The organism is Streptomyces sp. NPDC034085 (assembly GCF_055575555.1).
Genome location: NZ_JBVISL010000015.1, coordinates 1 through 10298, shown reverse-complemented (window position 1 = coordinate 10298; position 10298 = coordinate 1). Strand labels below are relative to the sequence as shown.

Annotated in this window: 9 protein-coding genes; 3 read left to right on the top strand and 6 right to left on the bottom strand. The window is 70.0% G+C overall.

Annotation, left to right across the window (positions count from 1 at the left end):
• The first annotated feature begins 1 nt into the window (after position 1).
• The 3 genes from ACZ501_RS32780 (at position 2) to ACZ501_RS32770 (ending at position 1983) form a co-directional block, all read left to right on the top strand.
• Entirely contained in the window at positions 2 to 199 is a 198-nt protein-coding gene (locus ACZ501_RS32780) for an MbtH family protein (RefSeq protein ID WP_361601524.1), read from the top strand.
• Between the two features lie 32 nt (positions 200 to 231).
• Positions 232 to 1332, top strand: a complete 1101-nt coding sequence (locus ACZ501_RS32775) for a methyltransferase (RefSeq protein ID WP_361601527.1) — start codon at positions 232 to 234, stop codon at positions 1330 to 1332.
• Positions 1333 to 1422: 90 nt separating this feature from the next.
• A complete protein-coding gene (locus ACZ501_RS32770; RefSeq protein ID WP_361601530.1) occupies positions 1423 to 1983 on the top strand; it encodes a winged helix-turn-helix domain-containing protein in 561 nt (186 codons plus the stop codon).
• 51 nt (positions 1984 to 2034) lie between these two features.
• On the opposite strand, the gene ACZ501_RS32765 is transcribed toward ACZ501_RS32770, so the two are convergent.
• From ACZ501_RS32765 to ACZ501_RS32740, 6 genes are all read right to left on the bottom strand, one after another.
• The gene (locus ACZ501_RS32765) at positions 2035 to 3201 is read right to left on the bottom strand and encodes a prephenate dehydrogenase (RefSeq protein ID WP_361601533.1); all 1167 of its coding nucleotides are present in this window, start codon (positions 3199 to 3201) and stop codon (positions 2035 to 2037) included.
• Between the two features lie 26 nt (positions 3202 to 3227).
• Entirely contained in the window at positions 3228 to 4682 is a 1455-nt protein-coding gene (ahcY, locus tag ACZ501_RS32760; RefSeq protein WP_468800241.1) for an adenosylhomocysteinase, read from the bottom strand.
• Between the two features lie 29 nt (positions 4683 to 4711).
• The gene (gene metF, locus ACZ501_RS32755; RefSeq protein ID WP_361611656.1) at positions 4712 to 5653 is read right to left on the bottom strand and encodes a methylenetetrahydrofolate reductase [NAD(P)H]; all 942 of its coding nucleotides are present in this window, start codon (positions 5651 to 5653) and stop codon (positions 4712 to 4714) included.
• Positions 5654 to 5693: 40 nt separating this feature from the next.
• Positions 5694 to 9176, bottom strand: a complete 3483-nt coding sequence (gene metH, locus ACZ501_RS32750) for a methionine synthase (RefSeq protein WP_468800239.1) — start codon at positions 9174 to 9176, stop codon at positions 5694 to 5696.
• The gene (locus ACZ501_RS32745) at positions 9173 to 10156 is read right to left on the bottom strand and encodes a carbohydrate kinase family protein (protein ID WP_468800237.1); all 984 of its coding nucleotides are present in this window, start codon (positions 10154 to 10156) and stop codon (positions 9173 to 9175) included. Before ACZ501_RS32745 ends, metH begins: the two co-directional genes overlap by 4 nt.
• Position 10157: 1 nt before the next feature.
• The coding region (locus tag ACZ501_RS32740; protein ID WP_468800287.1) for a methionine adenosyltransferase domain-containing protein at positions 10158 to 10298 on the bottom strand (141 nt) is incomplete at its 5' end.

Below are 10298 nucleotides of genomic sequence, written 5' to 3'. Positions count from 1 at the left end.
GTTGGCCACTTTCCTGGGCGAAGACGACCTCGTCCCCTGCGCGGTCGTAGTCAACGACGCCGGCCAGTACTCGATCTGGCCGCAGGACCGCCCCGTTCCCGCCGGCTGGCGGTCGGCGGGCTTCGACGGTCCGCGCAGCGCGTGCCTCGCACACATAGAGACGGTATGGGCCGGTCCCACCCCCGCCCCCGCCGCCTGACCCCGCACCACCACACAAGGAGAAACAGCACCATGACCGTCACCCTCGACAACACCTCCGCGGCCCAGAACCTCGTCGGCGGCCCCCCGACCGGCAAGGCCCCCCTGGACATGGACGGGCTGGCCTGGATCCTCTTCGGCGCCTCCGCCTTCCAGTACCTGAACGCGGCCTGCGAGCTCAACCTCTTCGAGCTGCTGGAGAACAAGCCCGGCCTGACCAAGGCGCAGATCGGCGCCGAGCTCGGCCTGGCCGACCGCGCCAACGACATCCTCCTGCTGGGTGCCACGTCGCTCGGCATGCTCACCGTCGAGGACGGCCGCTACCAGCTCGCCACCGTCCTGGCCGAGCTCCTCAAGACGGACGACTGGCAGCGCTTCAAGGACACCGTCGGCTTCGAGCAGTACGTCTGCTACGAGGGCCAGATCGACTTCACCGAGTCGCTGCGCGCCAACAGCAACGTCGGTCTGCGCCGGGTGCGCGGCTCCGGCCGCGACCTGTACCACCGCCTCAACGAGAACCCGCACATGGAGCAGGTCTTCTACAAGTACATGCGGTCCTGGTCGGAGCTGGCCAACCAGCACCTGGTGGAGGTCCTGGACCTGTCCGGCACTTCCAAGCTGCTCGACTGCGGCGGCGGCGACGCCGTGAACTCGATCGCGCTGGCCCAGGCCAACCCGCACATCGAGGCGGGCATCCTGGAGATCCCGCCGACCGCCCCGCTGACCGAGAAGAAGATCGCCGAGGCCGGCCTCAGCGACCGGATCACGGTCAAGCCGGGCGACATGCACGCGGACGAGTTCCCCACCGGCTACGACACGGTGATGTTCGCCCACCAGCTCGTCATCTGGACCCCCGAGGAGAACACCGCGCTGCTGCGCAAGGCCTACCACGCCCTGCCGGAGGGCGGCCGGGTGATCATCTTCAACTCGATGTCCAACGACGAGGGTGACGGCCCGGTCGTGGCGGCGCTCGACAGCGTCTACTTCGCCGCGCTGCCGGCCGAGGGCGGGATGATCTACTCCTGGGCCACCTACGAGGAGTCCCTGACGAAGGCCGGCTTCAACCCCGAGTCCTTCGAGCGGATCGAGTTCCCGGGCTGGACCCCCCACGGCGTCATCATCGCCACCAAGTAGTCAACGGCCCGTGCAGCGGCCCGGTCCCGCCCTCAGGCGGAGGTCGGGCCGCTGCACGGGCCTCCGTCATGCCGCACCGCAGAGGACCCCATGTCGACCACCCCGGACAAAGACAAGGTGAGGATCGTCCGCTGGCCGCTGGAAACGGCGAAGCGGGAGAAGTGCAGGGAACTCGGAGCCCTGCGGATCCTTCTCGTGGAGAACGGCGCGACGCCGCCGCTGACAGCGGACCTCCGGGAGGACTGGGTCAGGGCCCCGGTCAGCAGAGAAGACCTCGAGGCGCGGGTCATGGCGCTGCGCGCCAAGGCCGGCACCTACCGCGTCCCGACCCTCGGCGTGGACGGGGAGCTGCAGTTCGACGGCGGCTCGGTGGTGCTCTCTCCCACGGAGGTCGCCATCGTCGCCGAGCTCGTGCGCAACTACGGGTCACTGGTCGCCAGGGAGTCGCTCGCGCATCTGACGGACGCTTCCCGGGCCAGCCGCAACGCGCTCGACCTGCACATGATGCGGATACGCCGGCGCATCGCCCCCCTGGGGCTGGGCATCAGCACGGCGTGGGGCCGCGGCTACCTGCTCCAGGAGCTGACGCAGGGCATGCCGGGGCAGGCGGGCCGGGCGCAAACGGCGAACGGGGCGCTCACCGCCGGCTGACGGCTCACGCCCCGCTCTCCCCTGCCCGGCCGCCCCCCTCGGGGGCCCGGCTCAGACCGGCTCGGACACCGGACCCGCCGAGAGGGATTCCCTCAACACGGCCCAGTCGCGCTCCTCCAGCCAGTCCGACAGCGCGGTGGTCACGCTCGCGTCGACCGAGAGAACGGCCAGGCCGACGGGGGAGTCCGCGGAGTCCTCGATCCAGAGGTCCTCGACGTTCACGTTCAGCTCGCTCACATCGGCCAGCAGCCGGGCGAGTTCGCCCTCGCGGTCCGTGAGGAGGACCTGCAGCTTGTCGTACGCGCGGCCCGCCGCCCCGTACTTCTGCGGAATCAGCAGCTGCCCCGCCCTGCCCTCCTCCAGCAGCCGGCGCAGCAGCTCGCGGTAGGCCGGGGCGTCCGAGACGCCGGCCTCCGAGGCTCCGGCCAGCGCGCGCAGGACGCGCCTGGTCATTTCCAGGTCGTGCTGCAGGCTTTCCAGCGCGCCGAGCACCGCGGTGGCGTTGGAACCGAGGATGTCGGTCCACAGCTCGGGGTCGCCGGCCGCGATCCTGGTGAAGTCGCGCAGCCCGGAGCCGGACAGTCCCAGCGCCCGCTGGTCGTAGGACCGCAGCATCCGCGCCATCAGACTGCTGACCAGGTGGGGCAGGTGGGAGGTCACCGCGATGGCGCGGTCGTGCGCCTCCGCCTGCATCGTCACCGCGTCCGCCCCGCACAGGCCGATCAGCCGGCGGGCGGTGGCGGTCGTCGCCCGCGAGGTGTCCGCGCTGGGGGTCAGGATCCACGGCTTGGCCTGGAACAGGTCGCTGCGGGCCGCTCCCGGGCCGGGGTGCTCCCGCCCGGCGATGGGATGCCCCCCGACGAAGCGGGAGGCATCCCAGCCGGAGCCCGCCCCGGCGGCCGGGAGCGACGCCTTGACACTGGCCACGTCCGTGTAGTGGCGGGCGATCCGGCGTCGTTGCGCGTCGGCCAGAGTGGCGTTCACGCTGTGCGGGGGCACGGCGATGACCGCCAGGTCCGTCCGGCGCTCGGGGGCGAGCGCGGTGCCCGCCCCCCTGGCCTCGGCGATCCGTACCGACTCCGCGTGGACGTCCTGGAGGTGGACGCGGACACCGTGCTGGGTGAGCGCGAGGCCGATGGAGGTCCCGATCAGCCCGGTGCCGATCACGGTGACGGTGGTCAGCGCGTCCGTCTCGTCCGTGGGTTCGATGGTGATCACCTTGTTGCCACTCCGTTCCGGCGTGCTCAGTAGCGGTAGTGGTCGGGCTTGTACGGGCCTTCGACCTGGACGCCGATGTACGCGGCCTGCTCGGGGCGCAGGGTGGTGAGCTTGACGCCGAGCGCGTCGAGGTGGAGGCGGGCGACCTTCTCGTCGAGGTGCTTGGGCAGCACGTAGACGTCGGTCGGGTACTCCGACGGCTTGGTGAACAGCTCGATCTGCGCCAGCGTCTGGTCCGCGAAGGAGTTCGACATCACGAACGACGGGTGGCCGGTCGCGTTGCCCAGGTTCAGCAGGCGGCCCTCGGAGAGCACGATCAGGACCTTGCCGTCGGGGAACGTCCAGGTGTGGACCTGCGGCTTGACCTCGTCCTTCACGATCCCGTCGATCTTCGCCAGGCCCGCCATGTCGATTTCGTTGTCGAAGTGGCCGATGTTGCCCACGATCGCCTGGTGCTTCATCCGGGCCATGTCCGAGGCCATGATGATGTCCTTGTTGCCGGTGGTCGTGATGAAGATGTCGGCCGTCTCCACCACGTCGTCCAGCGTGGCGACCTGGTAGCCGTCCATCGCCGCCTGCAGCGCGCAGATCGGGTCGATCTCGGTGACGATCACCCGCGCGCCCTGGCCGCGCAGCGACTCGGCGCAGCCCTTGCCGACGTCGCCGTAACCGCACACGACCGCGACCTTGCCGCCGATCAGCACGTCCGTGGCACGGTTGATGCCGTCGATCAGGGAGTGGCGGCAGCCGTACTTGTTGTCGAACTTCGACTTCGTCACCGCGTCGTTCACGTTGATCGCCGGGAAGAGCAGCGTGCCCTCGGCCATCATCTCGTACAGGCGGTGCACGCCCGTGGTGGTCTCCTCCGTCACGCCGCGGATCTCGGACGCGAGCTGCGTCCACTTCTGCGGGGACTCGGCCAGGGTGCGGTTGAGGAGCGTGAGGATGTGGGCGTACTCCTCGGAGTCCGCCGTCGACGGGTCCGGGGCCGCGCCGGCCTTCTCGAACTCGACGCCCTTGTGGACCAGGAGGGTGGCGTCACCACCGTCGTCGAGGATCATGTTCGGGCCGCCGGTGGGGGTGTTCGGCCAGGTCAGCGCCTGCTCCGTGCACCACCAGTACTCCTCCAGCGTCTCGCCCTTCCAGGCGAAGACCGGGACGCCCTGCGGGTCCTCCGGGGTGCCGTTCGGGCCGACGGCGATCGCCGCGGCGGCGTGGTCCTGCGTGGAGAAGATGTTGCAGGAGGCCCAGCGGACGTCGGCGCCAAGGGCGACGAGCGTCTCGATCAGGACGGCCGTCTGCACGGTCATGTGCAGCGAACCGGTGATCCGCGCACCGGCCAGCGGCCGCGACTGCGCGTACTCCTTGCGGATCGACATCAGACCCGGCATCTCGTGCTCGGCCAGAGTGATCTCCTTGCGGCCGAAGGCGGCAAGGGAAAGGTCGGCGACCTTGAAATCGGCGGGGGACAGGCTCGTCATCATGACTCCGTGATGCGGTGAGGGACGGTTCAGTGGTGGGCAGCGGCAAGCTGCCGGGGCTGTGACACACCGAGGTTCTGGTGGATCTCGAGCGTCGCGGTGGACCGGTTGAGGGTGATGTAGTGCAGGCCGGGTGCTCCTTCGGCAAGGAGGCGCTCGGCCATGGCGGTGGCGTGGTCGACGCCGATGCGGTAGCCCGCGGAGGGGTCGTCGCGGGCGGCGTCGAGGTGCTGGGCGAGTTCGTCGGGGAAGGACGCGTTGCTGAGTTCGGCGAAGCGGCGGATCTGCCGTACGTCGGTGGCGGGCATGATCTCCGGGATGATCGGCGTGTCGCAGCCGGCGGCCGCCACCCTGTCGCGAAGCCGCAGGTAGTCGTCGACCCGGAAGAACATCTGGGTGATGGCGTAGTCCGCGCCCGCCCGGCACTTGGCGACGAAGTGGCGGATGTCGCTGTCCCAGTCCGAGGAGCGCGGATGCCGCTCGGGGAAGGCCGCCACACCCACCGAGAACTCCCCCAGTTCCCGTACCAGGGAGACGAGTTCGTGCGCATGGCGCAGCCCCTCGGGATGTGCGGTCCACTCGCCCCGGGGATCGCCCGGCGGGTCGCCGCGCAGAGCCAGGACGTCCCGGATGCCGGCGTCGGCGTACTGGCCGATGATGTGGCGCAGCTCGGCGACCGAGTGGCCGACCGCGGTCAGGTGCGCGACGGGACGCAGCGTGGTCTCCGCGGCGATCCGCTTGGTCACCTCGACCGTGCGGTCCCGGGACGAGCCTCCGGCCCCGTAGGTGACGGAGATGAACGAGGGCGCGAAGGGCTCGATGCGGCGGATCGCGTGCCACAGGGTGCGCTCGCCGCCTTCGGTCTTCGGCGGGAAGAACTCGAAGGAGTACGACTTCTGCCCCGCACCGAGGAGGTCCGCCAGACTGCCCGGACGGGCGCGGTACGGGAGCTCTGCCGTCTCTGCTGCCATGGTGGTCGGTTCCTTCGGGGTTCGGTACGGAGCAGTCGGATCAGCGCGCGTTGAAGTACGTGACATCCGGGTGGTGGACGACGATCGCGTCGGTGGACTGCTCGGGGTGGAGCTGGAACTCCTCCGAGAGGTGGACGCCGATCCGCTCCGGCTGGAGGAGGTCGGCGATCTTGGCCCGGTCCTCCAGGTCGGGGCAGGCCCCGTAGCCGAGGGAGAAGCGGGCGCCCCGGTACTTCAGGTCGAACATGTCCTCGACCTTGTCGGGGTCCTCGCCGCCGAAGCCGAGCTCCGCGCGGACCCGCGCGTGCCAGTACTCGGCGAGGGCCTCGGCGAGCTGGACGGACAGGCCGTGCAGCTCCAGGTAGTCCCGGTAGGCGTTCGCTTCGAACAGCTTGGCGGTCGCCTTCCCGATTCTCGATCCGACGGTGACCACCTGGAGGCCCACCACGTCCACCTCACCCGAGTCCTCGGGACGGAAGAAGTCCGCGAGGCACAGGCGCCGGCCACGGCGCTGGCGCGGGAAGGTGAAGCGGGCGCGCTCCGAACGGTTCTCGTCGAGGATGATGAGGTCATCGCCCTTGGAGACGCAGGGGAAGTAGCCGTAGACCACGGCCGCCTCCAGCAGGTTCTCGGTGTGCAGCTTCTCCAGGAGGCCGCGCAGGCGCGGACGGCCCTCGCTCTCGACCAGTTCCTCGTAGGTGGCCCCGCCGGCGCGGGCCTGCTTCAGGCCCCACTGGCCCTTGAAGAGGGCGCCCTCGTCCAGCCAGGAGGCGTAGTCCTTGAGCGGGATGCCCTTGATCACGCGGGTGCCCCAGAACGGCGGGGTGGGGACGGGGTTGTCCACGGCCACGTCGGAGCGGCCGCCGGGCTCCTGCGGCTCTTCCGCCTGGAGGGCCGGAGTGTCCCGCTTGGCCACGCGGCGCTGCTTCAGCTCGGGCAGGCTAGCGCCGGGGACGCCGCGCTTGACGGCGATGAGGGCGTCCATCAGCCGCAGGCCCTCGAAGGCGTCGCGGGCGTAGCGGACCTCGCCCTCGTAGATCTCGTGGAGGTCCTGCTCGACGTAGGCGCGGGTCAGGGCGGCGCCGCCGAGGATCACCGGGTAGTCGGCCGCCAGCTTGCGCTGGTTGAGCTCCTCCAGGTTCTCCTTCATGATCACCGTCGACTTCACCAGCAGGCCCGACATGCCGATCACATCGGCCTTGTGCTCCTGCGCCGCCTCCAAGATCGCCGAGACGGGCTGCTTGATCCCGATGTTGACGACGTTGTAGCCGTTGTTGGTGAGGATGATGTCCACGAGGTTCTTGCCGATGTCGTGGACGTCGCCGCGGACGGTGGCCAGGACGATGGTGCCCTTGCCCTCGTCGTCGGTCTTCTCCATGTGCGGTTCGAGGTAGGCGACGGCCGTCTTCATGACCTCGGCGGACTGGAGGACGAACGGCAGCTGCATCTGACCGGAGCCGAACAGCTCACCGACGACCTTCATCCCCTCCAGCAGGGTGTCGTTGACGATGTCCAGCGCCGGACGGGTCTGCAACGCCTCGTCCAGATCGGCCTCCAGGCCATTCTTCTCCCCGTCGATGATCCGCCGCTGGAGCCGCTCGTCCAGCGGCAGCGCCAGCAGCTCCTCCGCCCGGCCCGCCTTCAGCGACTTGGTGTTCACGCCCTCGAACAGGGCCATCAGCTTCTGCAGCGGGTCGTAGCCCTCACTGCGCCGGTCGTAGATCAGATCGAGGGCGGTGGTGACCTGCTCCTCGTCGAACCGGGCAATGGGAAGGATCTTGCTGGCGTGGACGATGGCGGAGTCCAGACCGGCCTTGACGCACTCGTCCAGGAAGACGGAGTTCAGCAGCACACGGGCGGCCGGGTTCAGGCCGAAGGAGATGTTCGACAGGCCCAGCGTCGTCTGGACGTCGGGGTGGCGGCGCTTGAGCTCACGGATCGACTCGATCGTCGCGATGCCGTCCTTGCGGGACTCCTCCTGACCGGTGCAGATCGTGAACGTCAGGGTGTCGATGAGGATGTCCGACTCGCGGATCCCCCAATTCGTCGTCAGATCGGCGATCAGCCGTTCGGCGATGGCAACCTTGTGCTCGACCGTGCGGGCCTGGCCCTCCTCGTCGATGGTCAGCGCGATCAGCGCGGCGCCGTGCTCCTGCGCCAGCCGGGTGACCTTCGCGAAGCGGGAGTCGGGGCCGTCACCGTCCTCGTAGTTCACCGAGTTGATGACCGCACGCCCGCCCAGCTTCTCCAGACCCGCCTGGATGACCGGAACCTCCGTGGAGTCCAGCACGATCGGCAGCGTCGAAGCGGTGGCGAGACGACCCGCCAGCTCCTCCATGTCCGCCACACCGTCACGGCCCACGTAGTCCACGCACAGGTCCAGCATGTGCGCGCCCTCACGGATCTGGTCCCGGGCCATGTCCACGCAGTCGTCCCAGCGGCCCTCCAGCATCGCCTCCCGGAACTTCTTCGACCCGTTCGCGTTCGTCCGCTCACCGATCGCCATGTACGCGGTGTCCTGCCGGAACGGCACCGTCTGGTACAACGACGCCGCCCCCGGCTCCGGCTGCGGGCTGCGCTCGGTGACGGCCGCGCCCCGCACCCGCTCCACGACCTGTCGCAGGTGCTCGGGGGTGGTGCCGCAGCAGCCGCCGACCAGGGAGAGGCCGTACTCGCGGACGAAGCTTTCGTGGGCGTCGGCGAGTTCGCCCGCCGACAGGGGGTAGTGCGCGCCGTCCTTGGTCAGGACGGGCAGGCCGGCGTTCGGCATCGCCGCCAGCGGGATGCGGGCGTTGCGCGCCAGGTACCGCAGGTGCTCGCTCATCTCCGCCGGACCGGTCGCACAGTTCAGACCGATCATGTCGATCCCGAGCGGCTCCAGCGCCGTCAGCGCCGCCCCGATCTCCGACCCCAGCAGCATCGTCCCGGTGGTCTCGACGGTGACGGAGCAGATGAGCGGGACGGTGACGCCGAGGGCCTCCATGGCACGGCGCGCACCGATGATGGAGGACTTGGTCTGGAGCAGGTCCTGGGTGGTCTCGACGAGCAGCGCGTCGGCGCCGCCGGAGATCAGGCCCTCCGCGTTGGCCTGGTAGGCGTCGCGGAGGGTGGTGTACGGGGCGTGGCCGAGGGTGGGCAGCTTGGTGCCGGGGCCCATGGACCCGAGCACCCAGCGCTGCTGCCCCGTCGACGCGGTGAACTCGTCGGCGACCTCGCGGGCGATGCGGGCGCCGGCCTCGGACAGCTCGAAGTTGCGCTCCGGGATGTCGTACTCGGCGAGGGCCGCGTAGTTCGCGCCGAAGGTGTTGGTCTCGACGCAGTCCACGCCCACCGAGTAGTAGGCCTCGTGGACCGAGCGGACGATGTCCGGCCGGGTCACGTTCAGGACCTCGTTGCAGCCCTCCAGCTGCTGGAAGTCCTCCATGGACGGGTCCTGCGCCTGGAGCATCGTGCCCATTGCTCCGTCCGCGACGACCACGCGGGTCGCGAGCGCCTCGCGGAGGGCGTCGCTTCGCGCACTCACGGCTTGGCCTGCAGGTGGGGAGTGATCTCGGCGGCCGGGCCGTTCCCGTACACGTCCGCCATCCGGGCCGTGAAGGAGGACGGGTCCAGCCGGTACTCCTGCGTGCCCACCGACTCCAGGACGGTCGTCGCCAGCGCACAGCCCAGCTGGGCGGCGCGTTCCTGGGACAGCCCCCAGCCGAGGCCCGCCAGGTAGCCGGCGCGGAATCCGTCGCCGACGCCCGTCGGGTCGGCGATGTCCTTGGCGGGGACCGCCGGGACGCTGACCGCTTGGGCGCCGGCCTTCAGGAGGGTGACGCCGTCGCCGCCGCGGGTGGTGATCCAGGTGCCGACCCGCTGAAGGACCTCGCGTTCGGTCCAGCCGGTGCGCTCCTGGAGCAGGGCGGCCTCGTACTCGTTGGTGAACAGCAGTTCCGCGCCGTCCACCAGACGCCGGGTCTCCTCGCCGTTCAGCCGGGCCAGCTGCTGCGACGGGTCCGCGGCGAGGGGGATGCCCAGCTCACGGGCTTCCGCTGTGTGCCGCAGCATCGCCTCCGGGTCGTCCGGGGCCACCACGACGTAGTCCGGCGTTCCCGAACGACGGACCACGTCGGCCAGCCCGATCTCGCGGGCCTCGACCATGGCGCCCGTGTAGAAGGAGGCGATCTGGTTCTGGTCGGCGTCCGTGGTGCACATGAAACGTGCTGTGTGGCGTGTCGCGCTCACCTTCACGGAGGTGGTGTCGACACCGTGCTCGCGAAGCCAGGCGTCGTACGGGGCGAAGTCCGTGCCGGCGGCGCCGACCAGCAGCGGCGAGAATCCCAGACATCCCAGACCGAAGGCGATGTTCGCCGCGACGCCGCCGCGGCGCACCTCCAGGTCGTCCACCAGGAACGACAGCGAGATCGTGTCGAGCCGGTCGGGTATCAGCTGCTCGGTGAAGCGGCCGGGGAAGGTCGTCAGGTGATCGGTGGCGATGGATCCGGTGACCGCGATACGCATGTCAGACCCCCGCGGCCTTGCGCAGCGCCTGGGCGCGGTCGGTGCGCTCCCAGGTGAAGTCGGGGAGTTCGCGGCCGAAGTGGCCGTAGGCGGCGGTCTGGGCGTAGATGGGCCGCAGCAGGTCGAGGTCGCGGACGATCGC